Annotated in this window: 15 protein-coding genes; 7 read left to right on the top strand and 8 right to left on the bottom strand. The window is 62.5% G+C overall.

Translation table 11 applies throughout. The annotated features are described in order from the left end of the window. Nucleotides 1-467: 467 nt before the first annotated feature. The 5 genes from KF691_12025 (at nucleotide 468) to KF691_12005 (ending at nucleotide 7,352) form a co-directional block, all read left to right on the top strand. On the top strand, nucleotides 468-1,046 hold the full coding sequence (locus KF691_12025; protein ID MBX3390165.1) for a dCTP deaminase: 579 nt from the start codon (nucleotides 468-470) through the stop codon (nucleotides 1,044-1,046). 47 nt (nucleotides 1,047-1,093) lie between these two features. Next, nucleotides 1,094-1,459, top strand: a complete 366-nt coding sequence (locus KF691_12020) for a four helix bundle protein (protein ID MBX3390164.1) — start codon at nucleotides 1,094-1,096, stop codon at nucleotides 1,457-1,459. Between the two features lie 71 nt (nucleotides 1,460-1,530). Next, entirely contained in the window at nucleotides 1,531-5,064 is a 3,534-nt protein-coding gene (locus tag KF691_12015; GenBank protein MBX3390163.1) for an adenosylcobalamin-dependent ribonucleoside-diphosphate reductase, read from the top strand. Between the two features lie 609 nt (nucleotides 5,065-5,673). Then, nucleotides 5,674-6,351 carry a hypothetical protein gene (locus KF691_12010; protein ID MBX3390162.1) on the top strand — a complete coding sequence of 226 codons (678 nt, stop codon included), beginning with the start codon at nucleotides 5,674-5,676 and terminating at the stop codon, nucleotides 6,349-6,351. Nucleotides 6,352-6,659: 308 nt separating this feature from the next. Beyond that, the gene (locus KF691_12005; GenBank protein ID MBX3390161.1) at nucleotides 6,660-7,352 is read left to right on the top strand and encodes a hypothetical protein; all 693 of its coding nucleotides are present in this window, start codon (nucleotides 6,660-6,662) and stop codon (nucleotides 7,350-7,352) included. Nucleotides 7,353-7,530: 178 nt separating this feature from the next. On the opposite strand, the gene floA is transcribed toward KF691_12005, so the two are convergent. From floA to KF691_11970, 7 genes are all read right to left on the bottom strand, one after another. After that, nucleotides 7,531-8,538: a flotillin-like protein FloA gene (floA, locus tag KF691_12000; GenBank protein MBX3390160.1), complete on the bottom strand. Its 1,008-nt coding sequence runs from the start codon at nucleotides 8,536-8,538 to the stop codon at nucleotides 7,531-7,533. 128 nt (nucleotides 8,539-8,666) lie between these two features. Then, nucleotides 8,667-9,980: an MFS transporter gene (locus tag KF691_11995; GenBank protein ID MBX3390159.1), complete on the bottom strand. Its 1,314-nt coding sequence runs from the start codon at nucleotides 9,978-9,980 to the stop codon at nucleotides 8,667-8,669. Between the two features lie 96 nt (nucleotides 9,981-10,076). After that, nucleotides 10,077-11,516: a radical SAM protein gene (locus tag KF691_11990; GenBank protein ID MBX3390158.1), complete on the bottom strand. Its 1,440-nt coding sequence runs from the start codon at nucleotides 11,514-11,516 to the stop codon at nucleotides 10,077-10,079. A gap of 91 nt (nucleotides 11,517-11,607) precedes the next feature. After that, nucleotides 11,608-13,647, bottom strand: a complete 2,040-nt coding sequence (locus KF691_11985) for an OPT/YSL family transporter (protein ID MBX3390157.1) — start codon at nucleotides 13,645-13,647, stop codon at nucleotides 11,608-11,610. Between the two features lie 65 nt (nucleotides 13,648-13,712). Then, nucleotides 13,713-16,205 (bottom strand): OPT/YSL family transporter, encoded by a 2,493-nt coding sequence (locus tag KF691_11980; protein ID MBX3390156.1) that lies wholly within the window; start codon nucleotides 16,203-16,205, stop codon nucleotides 13,713-13,715. A 42-nt stretch (nucleotides 16,206-16,247) separates the two neighbouring features. After that, complete coding sequence (locus KF691_11975) at nucleotides 16,248-16,748, bottom strand: hypothetical protein (GenBank protein MBX3390155.1); 501 nt, start codon at nucleotides 16,746-16,748, stop codon at nucleotides 16,248-16,250. A 54-nt stretch (nucleotides 16,749-16,802) separates the two neighbouring features. After that, nucleotides 16,803-18,755, bottom strand: coding sequence for a hypothetical protein (locus tag KF691_11970; protein ID MBX3390154.1), 1,953 nt, complete (start codon nucleotides 18,753-18,755; stop codon nucleotides 16,803-16,805). Between the two features lie 177 nt (nucleotides 18,756-18,932). On the opposite strand from KF691_11970, the gene KF691_11965 reads away from it, so the two are divergent. Beyond that, complete coding sequence (locus tag KF691_11965) at nucleotides 18,933-19,544, top strand: hypothetical protein (protein ID MBX3390153.1); 612 nt, start codon at nucleotides 18,933-18,935, stop codon at nucleotides 19,542-19,544. A 6-nt stretch (nucleotides 19,545-19,550) separates the two neighbouring features. Here KF691_11965 and KF691_11960 read toward each other — a convergent pair whose 3' ends face one another. Further along, nucleotides 19,551-20,282 carry an NUDIX domain-containing protein gene (locus KF691_11960; protein ID MBX3390152.1) on the bottom strand — a complete coding sequence of 244 codons (732 nt, stop codon included), beginning with the start codon at nucleotides 20,280-20,282 and terminating at the stop codon, nucleotides 19,551-19,553. Between the two features lie 89 nt (nucleotides 20,283-20,371). On the opposite strand from KF691_11960, the gene KF691_11955 reads away from it, so the two are divergent. Next, nucleotides 20,372-21,892: a UDP-N-acetylmuramate--L-alanine ligase gene (locus KF691_11955; GenBank protein MBX3390151.1), complete on the top strand. Its 1,521-nt coding sequence runs from the start codon at nucleotides 20,372-20,374 to the stop codon at nucleotides 21,890-21,892. Nucleotides 21,893-21,895: the final 3 nt, after the last annotated feature.

Here is a 21,895-nt window from a genome sequence, read left to right as displayed (position 1 = left end):
CAAAAGAACTGTCGCGAGGCCGAGATGCGCGCAATTTCCCGATTCCCGCTGGACGGCCGACCCGAACAGAATTCGGCTGTCGGTTGGTGTCGGCAACCGGCGGTTCCGGTCGTTCGATGACGGTCGGTGTCACCGCGTGTCGGCGCGGGGTGTGGATAACTTCCCTGTGAAGATTTCATAAGCAGCGCAAACGCTGAAAAACACGATTCTTGCGCGTTGGCGACAGATTTCACACAATCCATACCCACTATTTTGTGCCGCGAGACCCTTGCAGCCACGATCTGTAGTGGTATGCTCTGGGTCCTTCGACAGCAGATTCGAACGGGTCGTGGACGTTCGGGTCGGGGGGTTTCCGGGGCTTGGTCACCGGAAAGGAACTTGGAGCGGAGCCTCAAGCAATTCGGTTTGTCTCGCCGCGATCCGGGTTCGCGGCCGGAATATGCGTCGCTTTGATCGGAGATTGTTCAGTGTCTGTTCTATCGGATCGCCAAATCAGGAAGCTCGTGAAGATCGGGCCGTTCGAGGAAGCGAAAAAGCGTCCCGGGCGCATCTCATACGGCGTTTCGAGTTACGGCTACGACGTGCGCGTCGGCACGCACTTCAAGATCTTCACGCCCGCGACACACTCGGGCGACATCGCGGTCGTAGACCCAAAGGCGTTCAGCGACGACATGATGATCGAGGTCGATGTCGCGGGGCGGCCGGCGGACAAGCAGTACGTCATCATCCCGCCCAACTCGTTCGCGCTGTGCGAGACGGTGGAGTATCTCGATGTGCCGCGGGATGTCCTGGCGATCTGCGTGGGCAAGAGCACGTACGCGCGTTGCGGGCTGATCGTGAACGTGACTCCGCTGGAGCCCGAGTGGCGCGGCAAGGTGACGCTTGAGATCAGCAACACGACGCCCCTTCCGGCGCGGGTCTACGCGAACGAGGGGATTGCGCAATTGATTTTCTTGAAGGCCGACGACGTGTGCGAGAAGTCGTACGCGGACAAGGCGGGGAAGTACCAGGACCAATCGGGGCTCACTCTTCCGAAAGTCGACTGAAAAGAAGGCATCAAGGCACGGGGCATCGAGGCATCGAGCAATGAAGCATGTCAGAGCCAATCAAGTCGTATCAGGACCTGATCGCGTGGCAGAAGGCCTACACGCTGGGGAAGGTCATTTACGAGATAGCAGCAACGTTGCCCGAAGCGGAGAGGTTCGGACTGATGTCTTCGCTTCGACGGATGTCGGTTTCGATTGCAAGCCACATCGCAAACGGATATGGACGCGGCGTGACCAGCGACTACATCTGGTTTCTCAAACAGGCTCGAGGCGAGCTGTACCAACTCGACACTCAACTTCTCTTTGCTCGGGATTTCAAGTATGTCACGGCGCAGGTGTACGAGACGATCAAGTCTCAACTGGATGAATCGGAACGGGTGCTCGCGGGCCTGATCCGCAGCCTCGGCGGATAGTGCCTCGATGCCGCATGCCTTGATGCCTTCTTTTTCCTCGAACTCTCAACGCACTGAAGACGGATCATTTCATGAAGATTTCTCGCCGCTTCACTTCTGCAAATTCCGACCCCTTCTCCTCTGTCAAGTGGGTGAAGCGATCGTCGAAGATTTCCAACCCCGACGGCTCGATTGTCTTCGAGATGAAAGACGCCGAGGTTCCGGAGAGTTGGTCGCAGCTCGCGACCGATATCATGGTCAGCAAGTACTTTCGCAAGGCGGGAGTGCCGCAGGCGGATGGATTGAAGGGGCCGGAGAAATCGGCGAGGCAGGTGATCCACCGTCTGGCTGGTTGCTGGCGCTTCTGGGGCGAGAAGCACGGATACTTCGATTCGGCGTCGGATGCGCAGGCGTTCTACGACGAACTCTGCTACATGATGGTGCACCAGATCTGCGCGCCCAACAGCCCGCAGTGGTTCAACACGGGCTTGAATTTTGCGTACGGGATCAGCGGGCCGGCGCAAGGCCACTTCGTCGCCGATCATAAGACCGGCGCCGTGACGCTTGCGAGCGACGCGTACACGCACCCGCAGCCGCATGCCTGTTTCATTCAGAGTGTTGATGATGATCTCGTCAGCGAGGGCGGGATCATGGACCTCTGGGTGCGCGAGGCCCGCCTCTTCAAGTACGGCAGCGGCACTGGCACCAACTTCAGTTCGCTCCGGGGAGAGGGCGAGAAACTCTCGGGCGGCGGCAAGTCGAGCGGGCTGATGTCGTGGCTGCGCATCGGCGATCGCGCGGCGAGCGCGGTCAAGAGCGGCGGGACGACGCGGCGCGCGGCGAAGATGGTTTGCCTCGACATGGACCATCCGGACATCGAGACGTTCATCAACTGGAAGGTGCGCGAGGAAGTGAAGGTCGCGGCGCTGGTGGAGGGGCTCAAGGTTCTCAAGAAGGGCAACAAGGAGATTGCGGATACAAGCGAGCGCCTCGGGCTCAAGCTCGATTACGACTTCAACGGCGAGGCGTACTACACGGTCAGCGGGCAGAACAGCAACAACTCGGTGCGCATCCCCGATTCGTTCTTCGATGCGCTCGACAAGGACGGCGACTGGAACACGACGTGGCGCGTGAACGGGAAGGTCGCGCGTTCGTTCAAGGCGAGCAATCTTTGGGAGCAGATCGGCTTTGCCGCGTGGCGGTGCGCCGACCCGGGCGTGCAGTTCGATGGGACGATCAACGCGTGGCACACCTGCCCGAGCGCGGGACGGATCAATGCGAGCAACCCGTGCAGCGAGTACATGTTCCTCGACAACACGGCGTGCAACCTCGCGTCGCTGAACGTGCTGCGGTTCTATGACGCGGACGCGCGGACGTTTGATGTCGAGCGGTACGAGCACGCGATCGACCTTTGGACGATGGTGCTTGAGATCAGCGTGCTGATGGCGGCGTTCCCGAGCAAGCCGATCGCGGAACTCTCGTGGAAGTACCGCACGCTGGGCCTGGGCTACGCCAACCTCGGCGCGATGCTGATGCAGGCGGGGATTCCGTACGACAGCGAGGAGGCGCGGGCCGTGTGCGCCACGCTTTCTTCGATTCTCACCGGCCGTTCGTACCGGATGAGCGCGTTGATGGCGGGGGAGCATGGGCCGTTCCCCGGGTACGGACCGGACAAGGCGAACATGCTCCGGGTCATCCGGAATCACCGGTTCGCGGCGTACGGCGAGGCGCGCGACAGCGACTCGTACGAAGACCTGCGGATTCGCCCGGTGCCGATCGATCACAAGTTGTTCAAGTCGGGAAAGATCGCGATCGCCAACGCGGAGCAGATCCTCGATCGCGCGGTGGTCGCGTGGGATGAGGCGCTGACCGAGGGCACGCGCTTTGGCTTCCGCAACGCGCAGACAACGGTGATCGCGCCGACGGGGACGATCGGCCTCTTGATGGACTGCGACACGACCGGCGTCGAGCCCGACTTCGCGCTCGTCAAGTTCAAGAAACTCGCGGGCGGCGGCTACTTCAAGATCGCGAACGAGTCGGTGCGTCCGGCGCTCAAGGCGCTCGGCTACTCGGATGATCACATCAAGGAGATCATGGAGTATCTGCTCGGGACGCTCCATCTGAATGTCGCCGTGCCGCCCCACACCGGCGGGCTGAAGACGAATATGACGCTCTCGTCGCTCCTGCGCAGCAAGGGCGTGACGGAGGACGAAGTGCAGGCGATCACGATGAGCCTGCCCTCGATGTTCGAGCTGACGTTCGCGTTCGGCGCGTTCGCGGTGGGGGAGGAAACACTGAAGCTGCTCGGCGTTGATCCCGCCAAGGCTCGCGCGGACTACTCGTTCAACTTGCTCAAGCACCTGGGCTTGAGCGACGTGCAGATCGAAGGATTGAACCGGGCGATCTGCGGCACGCAGACGATCGAGGGTGCGCCGCACCTCAAGGCCGAGCATCTGCCGGTGTTCGACTGCGCCAACAAGTGCGGCAAGCTCGGGCAGCGCTATATCGCGGCCGAGGGGCACATCCGCATGATGGCGGCGGCACAGCCGTTCATCAGCGGCGCGATCAGCAAGACGATCAACCTGCCCAATGAGGCGACGGTGGACGACATCAAGTCGTGCTATCGCCTCTCGTGGGAGCTCGGGCTCAAGGCGAACGCTTTGTATCGCGACGGCTGCAAGCTGAGCCAGCCGCTCAGCAGCACGGCGGATGAGGCCAAGAGCGAACTCAAGAAGGAAGACGAAAAGGCGATCGAGGTCGAGGTCGTTTCGGGAAGCGACGAAGACGCGAACGAGCTTGCGGAAGCGCGAGCCGAAGTCGCGGGCGATGTGGCCCGCATGGCCAGCGCCGTGCAGGTAGGCAACGAGCGCGTGGTGGTCGAAACACAGGTGCAGATCGTGCACCGACCGATGCGCCGGCGCCTGCCCGACACGCGCCCGAGCCTGACGCACAAGTTCAACGTCGCCGGTCACGAGGGATATTTGTCGGTCGGGCTTTATGAGGATGGCCGACCGGGCGAGCTCTTTATCACGATGAGCAAGGAAGGCTCGACGATCGGCGGGCTGATGGACTCGTTGGGCACGGCGGTTTCGGTCGCGCTGCAGTACGGCGTGCCGGTCGAGAGCCTCGTGAACAAGTTCAGCCATCAGCGCTTCGAGCCGGCGGGCATGACGGAGAATCGCGACATTCCGTTCGCGAAGAGCCTCGTCGATTACATTTTTCGCTGGCTCGGGATGCAGTTCATTCCGGGGTATCGCGAGGCGCACGCGCCCAAGCGCGAGCCCGAGGCACCGACGCCGGTCGCGACGGAAGTTCGGATCTCGCTCGAACACGAGGCACCGAGCGCGGGGCGAGACCCTGCGCCGGGAAGGTTGACGGTCGATTCTCCCCGATCGGTCCAGGCATTTGCAGAGACGTTCACACGAGCGGGAACGGCGGTCGGTGCGGTGAAGGCGCATCTCGCGCCGGCTCCGCAGACTGTCGCGACGGTTGCCGCGTCGGCGCTGTCGGCGGCGATGGAGAGTCTGGGAGATGCGCCCGCGTGCGACGGATGCGGCACGATCACGGTTCGCAGCGGCACCTGCTACAAGTGCCTCAACTGCGGAGCGAGCATGGGTTGCAGCTGAGATTTGGAAGACGGAGGCGCGTGTGCGTCTTCGCAGAGGCCCGCGGCGTATACGAGTCCGCCCCGGGAAAATGTTCCGGTTGTTCGCCGCGAACGATCGGAACGCAGAGTTTGGTCACGTTTCATCCGGCAGCGGGAGGGAACCCTGCCGAGGCAGGCGGCACGGAAAAGTCGCCGGCCCACGAGGAACTTTTCGGTTCATGACGACGCACGGACTCCGGCGCGGTCGGAGTCACGGCAAAGCCGAACGGAAATTCGGAACGGGACAAGTGCCCGATCTGCTCGCGTCATGGATGAATCGAAAACGGGATGTGACCGATTCTGGGTGAGCTTGGCGTTTTCGGACCAATGACGAAGCGCCGTTGCGGGCCTCTGCGAAGACGCATTGTGGGCTGCCGTCAACCGTTTGGAAATAACGCGTGGGGGCATGGCGGAAGCCGCTTTCCGGACGAACGGTTGCTTGGAAAAGCACGAAAAAGTCGGAGATCGCCTTGCAAAAGTGCGAGTTCTGGAGAAAATAGGGTCCGGAGGTCGGCCCTCATTCGTCCGGATTGGTTTCCCGTTGGCGGGGGAGGACGGATGAAGGCCCTAGAGAGAGAGGAATGTTTCCGTGCCCAAATTTCAATCGATCGCTGTTGGTGCGTTGGCCATGGTCGTTGCCGCGGGTTCTGCCGTTGCCGGCCCGTTGGTGACGTTTACGTACACGAACCTGAACGGTATTTACAACGACAACGGAAATGGAACCGGCAATTTCACGGCGCTGGCAACGAATGGCGGCGGGTTGCGAACCGACGGATCGGTTTCGCGCGTTGTCGGACCCGGCGCTGGAACGGCGGTGTTCAATCCGGGCTTTTTCGGCGGTTCTGCCGCGGATTTCGTGCTGAATTTGTCGGTGTTCAATAAGAACAACGTCTTCGGCACGGCCCAGGGAATCGGCCATTTCACGATCACGGACACGCTCGGCAATCGTCTCGAGGGCGATTTGACGGGTGACTGGATCAACTTCGGCGGCGCGACGTTCTTCAACGGCGCTATTTCGAACAGCTTCTTCGTTCCGATCCTCGCCGGCGCCTTTGTTGGCAACACCGGGTTCTTTGCAATGGATGTTCCGGGGCAGCCTTTGGACGGATCGCTCGTTCAGTTGTTCCTGGACGCCCCGGGAGCCGGATTCTTTGATGCCTCGTTCCGAGAGATTTCGACGGGCGTCGCCGGACAGTTGGTTCCGACTCCGGCCTCGATTTCGTTGCTCGGCCTTGGCGGATTGATCGCCGCGCGTCGCCGGCGTTGAGTCTTGCGAAATACCAAATCGAACAAAGGCCAACCGAAGCGGTTGGCCTTGTTTGTTTTGCGTGTATGGCATAGCGAGGGACGTCCGGTAAGCCCGCAATGCGTGCGCGTCCGGGCAATTTTGTGGAGCAACCACAACTTTTCATGCCAGTTGCCTTGCCGTTCTTGCGGGCTGGTGCATGTTTGACACGTGGGAGAGTCCCGGCCTTTGTGGTCGCGTCCGTTGGCGACCGGGCGGGTCTCTTGGGTGTCCGCATCGGACCAGTCATTGAGGTGACGGTCCGCCAAGAGGATGGGAGAGGAGCTGTGGTGAAGACTTTGAATACGACCAAGCTTGCTGTTGCGGCGGGACTGACGATGGGGCTTGCGAGCCTTGCGTCGGCCGGACCGCTGGTGACCTTTACGTACACCAATCTGTCGGGGCAATACGCCTACAACCCGATCGGTGATACGGGTGCGTTCAAGGCGACGGCTGTTTCGAACGGCGCGTTGCAATCAGACGGCAGCGTGAGCCTTGTTCCGAACCCCGGCGCGGGCACTGCTGTGTTCAACCCCGGGTTCACGAGCCGCACGATCGCGAGCTTCGAGATCGACCTGAGCTTCTTCGGTCGAGTCGGAAACATGGCGTCGGGCAACGGGACATTCAAGGCGGTTGACACCCTTGGAAATATCCTCACCGGCCAGCTTGCCGGCGACTGGGTGATGTTCGGCGGCGCCGTGTTCTTCAACGGCGCGATCCGCGGCGCGGTGCTGATTCCGAATCCGGTGGCCGTCCTGCCGTTCACGGGTGAAACAGGCTCGTGGAACATGGGCGTGCCGATGGCGCTCCAACCGCTCGATGGTTCGATCGTTCAGATTCACCTCGCGGAGCCCGTGAATTCGAACATGGATCACGACTTCCGCGAAGTTTCGACCGGTGTTGCCGGTCAGTTGGTTCCGACGCCCGCGTCGATGGCGCTCTTGGGATTTGGCGGATTGATCGCCGCCCGTCGCCGCCGCTAATTGGTTTGAGTTTCGGCCGAGTCTGGGAAGAGAAAAAGTTACAGGGCCCGCGATATCGCGGGCCTCGTGACTTTTTTGGGGAATCGAGATTCCGGTGCGCGCCGGCGACTCTGCTCGTGCGGAATGTGGAGCGGACCACTCGATTCGACGCTGCGAGCCGAGAGGGAATCCGGATGGCTCAGCCCTGGTTCGGCAGATTGTTCGTGTCGCCTGCGATGCCCGCGCGCATCGCGGTGTCGGCCTGGACATTCTGCAGGCGGTAGTAATCCATGACTCCCAGGCGGCCGTTGCGAAGAGCATCGGACATAGCCTTTGGCACCTCGGCCTGCGCGAGCGTCACGATCGCCTGGTTTTCCTGGATCTTGGCCTTGTTTTCCTGCTCGAGCGCCATGGCAAGGGCGCGGCGCTTTTCGGCTTCCGCCTGGAAGCGGGCCTTGTCGGCCTGCGCCTGATCTGCCTGGAGCTTGGCGCCGATGTTGTCGCCGACATCGACATCGGCGATGTCGATCGAGAGGATTTCGAACGCGGTGCCGGCGTCGAGGCCCGAACGCATCACGGTCTTGCTGATCTGGTCCGGGTTCTCGAGCACGGCCTTGTGATCTGCCGCGGAGCCGATTGTAGAGACGATTCCCTGACCCACGCGAGCGATGATCGTCTCTTCGGTCGCGCCGCCGACGAGGCGAGCGATGTTGGTTCGGACCGTGACGCGGGCTTTGCAACGGAGCTGGATGCCGTCTTTCGCGACTGCGTCGATCGTTGCGCGGGGGCCGTTTTGAGCGGGGCAGTCGATGACTTTCGGGTTGACGCTGGTTTGCACGGCATCGACGATGTCGCGCCCGGCGAGATCGATGGCGGTCGCGACGTCCCAGGTGAGCGGGATCTTGGCTTTCTGGGCCGAAATCAGAGCGTTGATCACGTGGGGCACGCGCCCGCCGGCGAGGTAGTGCGTTTCGAGCGCGTTTGTCGGGATGTCCATGCCCGCCTTCACGGCACGGATACGGCTGTAGACGATGGTGCGCACGTCTACTTTCCGGAACCGCATCGCAATCATGTCGAAGATTCCGACGCTGGCATTGCTCAGCAGGGCCTGGAACCAGAGCGCGGCGAACTGGAAGAAGATCGTGATGAAGATCAGAAGGATGATCCCGCCGACGACGCCGAGACCGATCAGGACTGGAGTGGGCATGAAGAGAACTCCGCGGTTCGGGTCCGGAGTGGGCCCGACGCGGCGAGTATAGAGAGAAGCGGGGCGGGCGGGGCAGGGGGTCGGGGCGGTTCGTGCAGTGGGAACGAGCAAAGGCGAAGAACGGGTTGCTACTTCCCAGCATCTTCGGCGAGATCGATGGGCTTGTCGTGCAGCTTGTCGAGGCGGCGGATTTCGGGGATGAGCCAGGCGACGCCCGCGACGACGAGGATCGTGCCGAGGCCGCCGCTCACGACGCTGATGATCGGACCGAAGAACCGAGCGACGAGGCCGGATTCGAAGGCGCCGAGTTCGTTCGAGCATTCGATGAAGACGCTGTTGACGGCGGAAACGCGGCCGCGCAGATGGCGCGGGGTTCGGAGCTGAACAAGCACGTGGCGCACGACGATTGAGATGCTGTCGAGGGCGCCGAGCAGGACGAGCATGGTCATGGAGAGCGCAAACGAAGTCGAGATGCCGAAGATGATCGTGCAGAATCCGAAGCCCGCGATCGAGAGCAGCATGGCCGGACCTGCGCGCCGGATGAGCGGGAACCACGCGAGCACGAGAGCCATCACGCCGGCACCGATGTACGGACCGGCCTTGAGCCAGCCGAGCCCGACCGCGCCGACGTGCAGGATGTCGCTCGCGTAGATGGGGAGGAGCGCGGTCGCGCCGCCGAGCAGCACCGCGAAGAGATCGAGCGTGATCGCGGCGAAGATGGTGCGCTCTTTCCAGAGGTGGCTGAGCCCGTCGAGCATGCCGGCGAGCGACATCTTGCCGCGGGCCGCGGTGTGGTGAGAGATCGGCCTGAGCCCGAGCGTGGTGAGCGCGAAGACGGCGCAGAGAATCGCGGAGATCGCGTAAACGGGCCAGGCGTGGTGGACGTGATAGATGATGTAGCCGGCGATGAGCGGCCCGGCGACCGCGGCGACCTGGAACATGCCGCTGTTCCAGGTGACGGCGTTGGGAAAATCGTGCTCGGGAACAAGATCGGGGAGAAGGCTGGAGCGCGTCGGCCCGTTAAATGAGCGCACACAGCCGGAAAGCGTGATCAACAGGAACATGAGCCAGAGCGAGGCCGTTGAGAATGAGGCGAACGCGAGCAGCGCCGCCATGATCGCGAAGCCCGATTGGGTGAGAAACAGCACGCGCTTGCGGTCGAAGGAATCGATGACGTAGCCCGCGGGAAGGGCCATGATCACGACCGGGAGCGCGCGGGCCAGGCCGATGAAGCCGAGCGCGAGGGCGGCGCCCTTGGGGCCGAGGAAATTTTCGGCGCTGGCGCGTTCGTAGATCTCCCACGCGAGCGCCATCGCCATCATCTGAAGGCCCGTGGCGGAGGTGACGAAGCCGGCGGCGAACAGGCGGTAGTTGGGGTGACGGAGTGCCGCGAACGGATCGTGCTTTGCTTTCGAGTGGTGGGAGCGTTTGGAAGTAGCCATGAGGGTCGCGGGTAGGCGATCCTATGGCTTGGACAGTGAAAGGTTGCGGAGCTTGAGGAAGGTCCGCGCGGACTGAAGTCCGCGGCTCTGAATTGATCAAGATCGATCGTCAGCGACGCGCCACAGGTTTCCATCTCGCGACACGCGCCTGTACAACGTGTCGCGTTCCACCGGCTTGAACCCTGCTTCGCGGATCGCCTTCTGCAGTGTCCAGACGTTGACTTCCTGGTGCGTGCTGCTGCCGCCAACTTTCGTGATGTCGTACCAGACGACCGTGCCGTCGATATCGTCGGCGCCGGACTGGAGCATGAGCTGCGCCATCGGAAGCGTCTGCATGATCCAGAAGGCTTTGACATGCGGGAAGTTGTCGAGCATGAGGCGCGCGATCGCGAGCGTGCGCAGATTCTCGAGTCCCGCCGGGCCGGGGAGATGCTCGAGATCGCTGCCGTCGGGGAAGAACGGGAGAGGGATGATGGTCTGGAAGTAGCCGCTGGAAGAAGGTGTTGAGGTGTCGGCCTGTGGAGGTGCCAAGGTGTCGAGGTGTCGAGGTGTCGAGGGGGAACCAAAGGCAACGCGCTCGGGAAGCGGCGTGTTTTCGCGCGTCAGCGTGATGACCGGAACATCCGTGCCCTCGTCGCCGGAGTAGCCAAGATGGCCGATGGCGCCGTGCGCTTCAATTCCCCCGCTCTGGACACCTTGACACCTGGACACCTTGACCCCTTCATACCCCATCCGCGCCAGCGCGCGATCCTGCGCCCGGCGGAGCATGTCCATGTGCACAAGCCTGTCTTCGCGCTCTTCGATGTGACCGTACAGAATCGTCGCGTTCGTGTTGAGTCCGAGTTCGTGTGCAACGCGGTGGACATCGAGCCAGACATCCGAGCGAATCTTGCCCTTGAAGGCCTCATCATGCACGCGGTCGTCGAAGACTTCGGCGCCGCCTCCAGGCAGCGAACCGAGCCCGGCCTCTTTGAGTCTTTCGAGGACGAAGCGGATGCCGCTGACGCGGTCATCGGCCTTGTAGACCTTGGCGATCTTCGCGAGGTGAACGATCTCGACGGCGGTGAAGGCTTTGACGTGGAGCTCGCTGCCAAGCGAGCGGGCGGTATCGCGGATGGTGCTGACGAGATCGGTGTAGTACGAAAACGGCAAGTACGGATGCAGCCCGCCGACGGAGTGCATCTCCGTCGCGCCGTTCTCCACCGCCTGGCGCACCTGATCTTTCACATACTCCATGTCGCGCGTGTAGGCGCCGTCGTCGTCCTTCTTGCGATAGAACTCGCAGAACTTGCACGAGAGCGCGCAGATGTTGGAGTAGTTCAGGTGGCGGTTGATGTTGTAGTAGGCGATATCGCCGTGGAGGCGGCGGCGCACCGAATCGGCCAGCTCACAAACCGTCCAGATGTCGGGCGTGGTGAAGAGGAGTTCGCCGTCTTCGAGCGAGAGGCGCTGGCCGGAATCAATCTTCGCGCGAATACTGCTCAGCCGCGAGTCGATTCGAACGCCGGACACCGAGTGATCAAGAACCGCGGGCATGGCTCAGGGTAGAGGGCCGCCGAGCGGGTTTCAATTGATACTGAAAGATCAAAACAAGCCTGTTTTTTAGCCTTTGTGGCGGTTGCGGCGATCACGCTTGAGGGGGAGCAAGAGCGAAGACGCGAACGAGGATGTCGCCGATACCAACGAGTGCCGCACCGGCGATGATGCCGGCGCAGATGGGTTCGTGCGTGTCGATCCACAAGCGATGGCCGAAACTGTCCTTTCGGGCGTAGTAGATCTTGTGCATCAGCCAGAAGAACGCGGCGCCTGCAAACATTGCCATAGTGGATTCGGGGGGCACCACAACGCCCAAACCGATGGCGAGCGGGCTGAGAGGAAACTTGCCCTTGGTTCTGATTCGTATCACCTCGAAGACAAGGCCCATGACTCCCGCGATCACCATGGACCACACGATGGAGGTGGTGAGCAGCGATCCTGTCCCGCCACCGAAAATGGATGTCACGAGTTCCGAAACGCCCTTCCACTGAAGAGCCGACGGAAATCCGAACTGGCCGGTGACCATTTTTTGTTCGACGTTGTCGCCGGGCCGGTAGCTGGAAAGAAACAGGGCATAGAACAGGGGCACGCTGGCCATCGCGCCCGCCGTGATTCCGATGGTGTGGGCCCATGCCTGCTGGCGTGGCTTAGCGCCGAGCATGTAGCCGGGCTTGATATCCATCAGCAGATTGCTGGCGTTGCTCGCGACTTCCACGCACATGACGCCGGTCATGAGATTGGTGGGCGGGTGCTTGGGGTCGAGCGCGCCGTAGGTGAACTGCGGGATCTTCGAGAGAGCGCCCGTCGGCGTCGTGCCGGTGAGCGCCGTGCTGCTCGCGGCGATAAGCGTCAGCACGATCACCATGGGAATCGCGGTCGCCCCGAAGATGACCGGGACGCCGAACCACGCGGTGGCCATCCACACGCCGATCGCGCCGACGATCGGGATGCCGACGAACGAAACCCACAGGGGCAATTCGATGTGGCGAACGGGGTCGTGCGGCCGGTCGCCACGGCGGGTGAGACCCTTGAACGCTTCGATGAAGATCTTCGGTCGCGCGAAGAGCGCCGTCAGCGAAGCGACCACCATCATGACGATGCCCCACCAGAGCGACCAAGTGTTGAGAATCTGGACTCGCCCGAAGACGGCGTCGCCCGCGGCGAGGCTGCCGCTCTTTGGCTGAATCTCTCCGTAGTTGATCATGATGGGCGCGATCACGGCGAAGTTAATCATCATGCCGATAAGCAGACTGCTTGCCGATTTGATGCCCATGAGCGCGCCTGCGCCGACCATCGCGAGGTCGAGTGCGGGGGTGAGAGCGAGTTGGCGGAGCGGGATGCCGCCGATCGCCGGTTCCCAACCCTTTTTGCCGAGCCAGGTGTAGAAGCCCTCGATGTTGTGGGGCAGATGCCAAGTTTGATCGAGTTGGTCTTTGTAGTTGACAAGAACCGCCTGCCATTTTTCACCGGTCTTGAAGACGAGGTAGAGCGCGTGGAGCGCCTTGAGATAACTCTCGCCCATCAGGAACGAGAGCAGCCCCGTGAGCCCGGCGGCGATCGCGAGCGCCTTGGCTTTGAACATCCCCACGGCGGCGTGCGATGTGTAGAGCGTGTCGAGCACGACGCCGCAGGCACGGCCTTCCGGAAACGGCTGCTGTTCGTCGTTGATGAAGCGGCGCTTCATGGGGAAGGCAACGAGCACGCCGAGGATCGACAGGACGACATTGAAGAGCAGCATCTGCCACCAGGGCATGAGCTGGTTCTGCACCCACATGTAGGCGGTAATGCCGCTGATGAGCGGGCCGGTCATGTAGCCCGCGGCGGTAGCGACCGACTGTGTGCAGTTGTTCTCGAGAATGGTCATGTCGCGCATGCCGAAGCGCGACAGGAGCCGGTATATGGAGAACGAGAGAATGACGCTGGTGAGTCCGACACCGAGCGTCCAGCCGGTCTTGGCGCCGACGTAAAGGTTCGTTGCCGAAAGGATGCCGCCGAGCAGGAATCCGGTGAGCGCGGCGCGGAACGTGAGCTGGGGCATGCTGCCGCGGAAGACGTTCTCCAGCCACCAGCGATCCTTCTGCTCGCGCGACCAGGTACGGACTTGTTCGTCGGTAAGAGTGGGGATAGCCATGGGTTCGGAAGGGTACCCGAATCCGGGGGATGAGTTCGAGTTCAGACCGGGATCCAATTGGTGATTCAAAGAATCCAGCCGGCCTGAATCATCAAGCCGACGACCGTTGCGGTGATGGCGAGAGCCGCCGCCATGAGCGACTCACCGGCGATGAGTCCGGATGCGATCGGCACGTTGTACTTCTCGCAGGACTTCGACGCGATTTTCGACCAGACGAGCGCGATGACCGCGCCGATGAAGAATGAAAACGCGTTGTTGAACGGCATAACCCAAGCCAGACCCATGCCGGTCGCCGAGGGCATGTATCCGCGATACTTCTGAGGCAAGAGCCGATCGACGATCGGAAGGATGACGCCGACGACGGCGCCGATGAAGATCGCCCAAACCGCGGAAGGAGGCAATTCGGCGACGCCACGCACGAGCACGCGCGCGACGGCTTCCCACGCGCGCGTAGACGGAAGCGCGAACGACTCGAGTTTCTCGCGGTTGGGTACCATCAGGTACCAGATCGGGACGATCGCGACGGTTCCGAAGAAGACGCCGAAGAACTGCGCCAAGAACTGCTTGCGCGGATTGGCGCCGAGCAGGTAGCCGGTCTTAAGATCCGTCAGCAAGTCGGCCGAGGAAGAAGCGCTGTTTGCCGCAATTCCGGCAGAGGCAAGATTCGCGCTGATATTGGCGGGCGCCAAGCCTGCAAACATGAGCTGCATGACTTTGCCCATCGCGCCGATCGGTGTGGTGTCGGTTTCTCCGGTTGCTCGAGAAGCCACAAGCGAGAGCACAAAGGACATCGCCACCGCGATGATCCCCGCGTACCAACTGACTTTGAACGCTTGAATCTGTAGCCAGACCATCGCGATGGTGATCGGCACCATGCCAAGGATCATCCACATGCCCGGCACTTCGATCCGAGAGAGTTCCGCGCGCTCGTGAAGGCCGGCTTCTGCGCGCTGGCCCCGGAATGCGCGAACGAGCGTCTTCCATTGGAGTGCCACGGCCATGAGCGAGGAAAACACCATGAGCGAGGTGCCACCCCAGAGCGACCAGCGGGTGATCGTGATGGTGCCTCCGCCCCAGTCCCAGATGAAGTTCGGTTGATAGCGAAGGGGATTGAACGCCGCGGCGCGAGCCGCTTCGATCTGGGCTTCATTTTGTCCGGCGGCTTTGGCGGACGCGGCGGCGGCGTCGCCGGCCTTGATCGCCTCGCGGTTTGCGTAGTTGAATGCTGCGGTCTTCGCGGCGGCGTTGCCGATTCCCGTTGCAATGGCGTCGCGCTGATCGGCAAGTTCGCTTTCGGAGAGTTTCTTCGCTGAGCGGTTTTCTTTCTTTGCGACGCGCTCCGCTTCCGCTTGTGCCGCGGCGATCTCGTCGAGCTGGATCGTCGCCGCATTCTGTGCCGCTGTGCGAACCGGTGCGGCATCGAGGCCCAGTTTTTCGGCGGCGCTGACCGCAGCAGCGACCGCAGAAGCGGCGACATCGGCCGGGGGCGCGGGGGCTTTGGAAGTTGCTTGCGAGGCTTCGAGCACCGCCATCGCCGGAGCTTCAAGATGTGCGGCATCGACCGCGGCGAGCTTCGGCCCGACGACCGCGTAGAGCAGGAGCGAACTCAGAACGAGCGAGAGGCTGATGCGCATTCCCACGATCATGCCCGCGGCGATCAAAAGAGCGGACGGCTCAAAGGCGAATCCTGCCGCGTGCCTTTGTCCGGGGTAGAGCCGATCGATAAAACGCATCTCGATCTCGCTGGGGATGCGGATGCGATTGCCGAAGAAATCGAAGAACTTGCGGAGAAACGAGACCTTGTCGAGCACATCGTCGCCGACGCGCAGGAAGCCGACAAGCAATCCGAGCGCGAGCGCGATGACGAGCGCGTACGCCTTGTGGATGGCCTCGAGGCTCTTGCTGTAGAGGCTTCGCAGGGTTTCCGCGGCGGCGATTCCCGACGGAAACGGGAGCTGTTCGTGATTGATCATCTGGCGCTTCATCGGGATCGCGAGGAAAACGCCCATGAGTCCGGTGCAGAAGGTGAAAAGAGTGAGGATTCCCGGCGTGCCGCCCGGAACCGCCCATGTCGGCATGTCGGCGGCGGTTTTTCCGGGTGGGATGTCCTGCAGAAGAGCGAGCGCGCCGAACATCGTGGCGATTGTTGAGCCCGTCGAATAACCGGCGGCGGAAGCGCAGCTCGCCATACAGGCGTTCTCGAGCACCGACATCTGGCTGACCCGTTTGCCGGAACACAGAACGACAAAGTTCCACATGACAAACGAGAGCACGCAGGCTGTGATCGCGATGCCGAAAGCCCACCCGATCGAGAGTGTCGTGTAGAGGTTCGCGGCGGACATCAGCATGCCGAGAATGCCGCCCACGAACACAGCGCGCCACGTCAACTGAGGCATCTTGTCGCCCTGGTAGACGTGTTTGAACCAGTACTCGTCCTTTTGTTCGGCCGACATGTTCGCCATCGCCGCGGTCAGCGCAGCGACGTCGGTGGAGACCGGTTCGCCTTCGTTTACGGGTTCGATGTGTGCGGGGAGACCCTTCGGTTCGGGCGTGGTCATGGTGAAAGATACCAAAGAAGGCGGGAAGATGGACCACAAGAACTAGGAAATCGCCCGCACCCGGACCTGATTTGCGTCCACATGCACGACCCGCACCCGCGCACCGGGGCGCAGAAAATCACTCTCACAGAGCGCATCGTGGCGGATTCCGTCGATCTCGACAAGGCCGACGGGGCGGAGGTCGGTCACGACCTTGCCCTCCTTATTCAAGAGTTGCATTCGTGAGCGCACGAAGGCGTCTTCTTTCGCGACTTTCTCCGCGACTTCTTCCTCGGAAGGAACACCGATCATCCGACGTCCAAACGGCGTGTTTCGCCAGATTGACACGCCCGCGTAGAGCACGCCCGGCACGGCAAAGAGCATCCCGACCACCCCCATAAACCCCCACAACGGGTTGAATCGGAAGAGGCAGATCAGGCCGGCGATCGCGCACCCTGCGGAGAGGACCGCGATGAACCCGGCGCTGGGGACAAAGAACTCCATGAGGAGCAGCAGCAACGCCGCGAGCAGCAGACCGAGTCCCCAGAGCAGTAGCGCTTCCATCGGGCACAAGAATATCCGGCGCCGGTGGGGTGCATGTTTGCGTCGGCGCCCGAGCTACGCGTCGCGCACCGAGTCCACCCCGATACGGAACGGCGTCACGTTCACGACTTTCACCCGCTGGCCGGAATCGATAAACCCGAATTCGGCGACGACATCGTGCAGGCGTCCGTCGATCTCGATTTTGCCCGACGGTCGAAGTGGAGTCGTGGCGACGCCGATGTCTCCGACACGCACCGGGTCTTCCGCCATCGCCGCAAGAAGCGAGCCGCCCATCGCGCCGTCGCCGTCGAATCCGGGGTCCTGCAGGACAAGCCGGCGAAGGGCGGGGATACTCGAAATGTTGCGGTAGACAAAGAACAGTGCGATCCAGGTTGTCGCGCCGGCGAGCAGCATGGTGGTGACGCCGGTGGCGAGTCCGGCGCGGAACTCCGCGGCGGTCGCTCCCGTGCCGTTGGCCCCGGGCACGAAGACTCCGATCATCCCGATGAAGAGGGCCAGCAGGCCCAAGACCCCCGCGACGCCAAATCCGGGCAGAATGAAGATCTCCGCGGCGAGCATCAAGACGCCGATGAGGATCGCGGCCAGTTGCCACCACATCGCCATACCGACGATGAGCGGGGGGACGAAGAGGCCGACGATGCAGAGCGCCGCGATCACTGCGGGCACGGAGACGCCGGGCGAAAACATCTCGATGAAGATGCAGATGAGAAAGCCGGTGATGAGAATTCCGCGCACCCAAGTCGCGGACATGAATCGAGCGAGCGCCTCCGACCAGTTCTCATCGAGCCGGGTGATCGTCGCGGCGCCGAGGAATCGAGTCAGGTCCGCGTCGGAGTTGATCGCGTCGAGTTGCGCGGAGCCGTCCGGCGCACGCCGCGCGTTGGCCGCGAGATTGAAATAGGCCATTTCCTCTTCGTGGAGAACGATCGCGCCGTCGCCGTTGCAGATTTTGGCGAGAAGCGTGTAGCGACCGTTGGCATTGCTGCCGGTGCGGGGTCGCATGGAGGGCGTCGCGCCCGCAAGATCGAGGGCTTCCTCGGTCTTGGATTGGATGTCCGCGAGCGATGGAGCGGCCGGGGTGAATGGAACCGTCTCGCCCTCCTGCTGAGCCGGCGGCGAAGCCGCGTCAGGTGAAGATGAACCGGCGTCGGAATCCGGTGCCGGCGAGCTCTCCGCGCCGGATGACGAATCTTGGGGCGAGGTCGCACGGCGCGAGCGTGCGGAGCGGGTCGCTACTTCGTTGCTTCCGACAGACGCGGTCGCGAGCATCGGTTGGAGCACGGGCTTGTCGGGGAACAGGCGCTCGAACTCGGCGCGGTCCACGGCGAACCGAACGCCGGTCTTGTTGTCCTGCACCCACCAGAGTTCGGCATCGGTCGCGACGATTGCCTGCACGAGCAACTCGTCGGACTCGTACGCGCCTGCGGCGCGGTTGTGCCGTCGCGCGGAATCGACGACGTCCGCAAGAAGCGGCGGGAGCAGCTTCTGGCGCTCGGCATCGTTCATGTTGGTGATCTGAGCCGAAAATGATGAACGTCTGATCTGGATGACTTTCGCGTCACCGAAACTCGAACCGTCAGAAACGACGATTTCGCGGCAGGCGAGTGCGATGATCGCGCCGCCCGAGTACGCCATCGGGTGAATCCAGGCGACTGTGTTGCGGACGGGGCTCTGCTTGATCGCGTTGGAAATCTCGAGCACGGCGCCGAGTTCGCCGCCGGGGGTGTTGAGATCGACCACGACTGCGTCGGCGTTCATTGCGACGGCTTCATCGAGACGGCGACGAAAACTGCGGGCCATGATCCCGTCGATGGGGCCGTCGATGGTGATGACGGCGACATTACTCGCCTGACGCGACGCGGCGACGGAACTGGGAGCCGGGGATGCTGGAGCGAGCGTGGGGGAGGATGTATCGGCACAAGCGGAGTGAGACAGCAACTCGAGAAGGCTCACGCACGCCAGCAAGAACGCGGCAGCCCAGAGGCGAACCGGAATGGAACGGGTCACGCCGTGCATTGTGCATTGTAGATTCGTGGAACCGGTGTGCCGGTTTCACCAGCCCTGGGTATTGCAGGATTCAGGGGCTGTCGGTGCAAGGTTGGCGCGATTTGTGTGAACTCATGTGCCCGGAGCGCTTGGCGGCGAAGTGTGCCGCTCAAGACTCCGGCGTCTGGAGTTGACAGAATGCGATACGTACTGAGCGGCATCTGCGCGATGGCGACGGGATCCTCGTGCCTAGCTGTGATTGTCGGGACGACCGGCGCGGGCCTGCTTGTGGCGCCACCTCCTTCGCTAGCGCCGGGAGTCTTTGCGAACGCCAGCGTCGTATACGCGATCAACGAGAAGCAGGGCGTGTTGTTCAATGGATTGATTGATCGGTACTTGCCCGCGATCGGGCCCGCTTATGTTCTAGGTTCGGCCCTGCCCGTGAATCCGGGGCCTTTGTGGGTGAACAGCCACATTCTGCACTTTGACAACCAAGGGCAGCCGCAGGCCGGGATAGTCACCGGAACAGTGACGTTCGACAAAGCGATCATCGGAGTAATTTTCACGAACCAGCGGCTTGATTTGAGTGATGCGGCACTCGGCAACCCGGGGACGGTCTATCCATTCGGCGTGGCGAATCGCGGATTCAGTTCCGTGATTGACACGTTCACGCTTCTGAGCCCGTGGACGCTCCGGTTCACTTTGGCCAACGGCGGAGCGATGGATGAGATCCGCGTGTTGACAGTGCCGGTGCCCGGGACGCTGGTGTGCGGAGCGGGGCTGGCGGCGCTTGCAAGGCGGCGGCGATGAAACGATTCAGATCGCGGGCGTTTCCTGCTGGACGCTCCATTCGAGCCTGTCCCCGCGTTCACCGACGCACTCGATGTGGACTGCGAAGTAGCCGGGGCGACTACCTTCGCGCTTGGGTTCGTGTTTCCAGACCAGAGGCCAGATGATTTTCCGATCAGAATCCGGGATCGGCAGCGATTCGATCTCGTCGCGCCGATACCAGTCCAGCCGGCCTTCGGGCATGTCGCGCGGTTCGATCCACACCGGGCCGAGGACGCGGTAATAGAAGAGCAGCCAATGGCCCCGGCCTTCGAACGCGCTCTCGCTGATCAGGCCCGTCAAATGCAGTCGCTCGAGCGGGATGTGGATTCCGGCCTCTTCTTCGATTTCGCGCTGGGCGCAGCGAGCGGGAGATTCGCCGTGTTCGACATCGAGCTTGCCTCCGATCGGTGAAACCAGCCCTTTGTTGGGTTCCTTGGCCCGTTTGAGCAGGAGAAGCCGACCGTCTTTGTCGCGAAGATCGCACAAGCAGGCGAGGCGGTAGGGAAGCGAACCGGTCGGGCTCGCGGCGGCGTTGACGGCGTATTCGGGCATGGGCGAGGGTATGGATTCGCTCGGGGAAAAAGGCGGGTCAACCAAGATTGAACTGAGCTTTGCCGGGTGCCCGGTCGCACGGATGAGAAGGTTGGTCGGCGGCTCACGGTGGAGCGCTCGCTCGGTCGATACGTGCGGCCATGTCCACACTTCCGACTTCTTCATCGCTTAGTGTCTCCGCGCCGTCGCTTAAGATCGACCTGCCACCATTGCGCTACGTGCCGAGCGGCGTCCGACAGGAGCTCCGCGGGCCTTTGAAATTCGCTGATTTCAAGCAGGAGCAGCCGTCCGAACGCCGGCTCGACGTCGCGGGTAAAAGCCTCTATTTGATCGGCATCGGGGGCTGCGGCATGAGTGGGCTCGCGCGGATGCTGCGCGGGAGGGGAGCGGTCGTTCGCGGCTCGGACATGCAGGAGTCCGACGTCACCGTCGCGCTTGCCGCGGAAGGAATCGAGGTTGGGTTCGACCAGTCGAAGCGCTGGCTGCCCGAGGCGTGCGACATGGTGGTGTGCTCCGCGGCGATCCGCCCCGAGCACCCGCAGGTGGCCGAGGCGGTGCGGCGGGGAATTCCGGTGCTGTTTTATGCGGAGGCTCTCGGGCTTTGCATGATCGGCCGGACCGGAGTCGCGGTGGCCGGGACGCACGGGAAGAGTTCGACCACGGCGATGCTCGGCACCTCTCTGACGGATGCGGGGCTCGATCCGACGGTGATCGTCGGCGCGACGTGTACCCAGCTCGCAACCGGCACGCTGAACACGGTGAAGCGCGAACCGGGAGCGCAGATCTCGGGATTCCGATTGGGAGCCGAAAGGATCCCGGCAGGCAATCTCCGCGGCAAGCCCGGCGTGCTGGTCGCGGAGAGCTGCGAGTTCAATCGGAGCTTTCACAATCTGCATCCGACCGTCGCGAGCATCAGCAGCGTCGAGGCGGATCATCTTGATGTGTACGGATCGCTGGATGCGATCGTTGAGAGTTTTCACGAGTTCGCGCGGCTGATTCCTCCGGCGTCTGAAGGCGGCAAGCTGCTGATCGCGCACGAGGGCGCACACCGGCGCGAGGTGACGGCCGGGCTCGAGTGCGAAGTGCAGACGATCGGCTTCACCCCGGCGGCGGACTGGGTCGTTTCATACGAGCAGGAGACGCGGCGCGTCTCGCTCCAGCATCGCGGTCGCGATATTCAGCATTGGAATCTGCGCATCCCCGGGGTTCACAACGCAATCAACTCGGCGACGGCAATGGTGCTGGCGATCTGGCTCGGTGCGGATTCGGCCCGCGTGGCGCAATCTCTTGCGGCATTTTCCGGTGTCGATCGGCGGAATCAGTTTCTTGGCGCGCGTGCGATAGGCAAGGGTGAGGTGCGGGTGTACGACGACTACGGGCATCACCCGACCGAGATCGACGTCACGCTCCGCGCGCTGCGAGCGTTCGAAAAACCGCAGGATCGCGGCGGCAGATTGATCTGCGTGTTCCAGCCCCATCAGCATTCGCGCACACGCCACCTGCTGGAAGAGTTCGCGCAGAGCTTCAGCGGCGCCGACATGGTGCTTGTTCCCGATATCTACTTTGTGCGCGACAGTCAGGAAGAGCGGGCGAAGATCGGAGCGCAGGATCTTGTTGGACGCCTCACCGACCGAGGAGTGGACGCGAGCCATGTGCAGACGTTCGACAAGATCGTGGAAAAGCTCGAAGCAATCTGCCGCCCGGGGGATCTGGTGGTGGTGATGGGTGCGGGGCCGGTGTATGAGGTCGGAAGGAATTTTCTGGCCCGCGGATAATCC

It is taken from the genome of Phycisphaeraceae bacterium (assembly GCA_019636555.1).
In the GTDB taxonomy this organism is placed as follows: Bacteria; Planctomycetota; Phycisphaerae; order Phycisphaerales; family UBA1924; genus JAFEBO01.
Note: the sequence above shows the minus strand (reverse complement) of the source record. Positions and strands in the feature narration are given on the sequence as shown.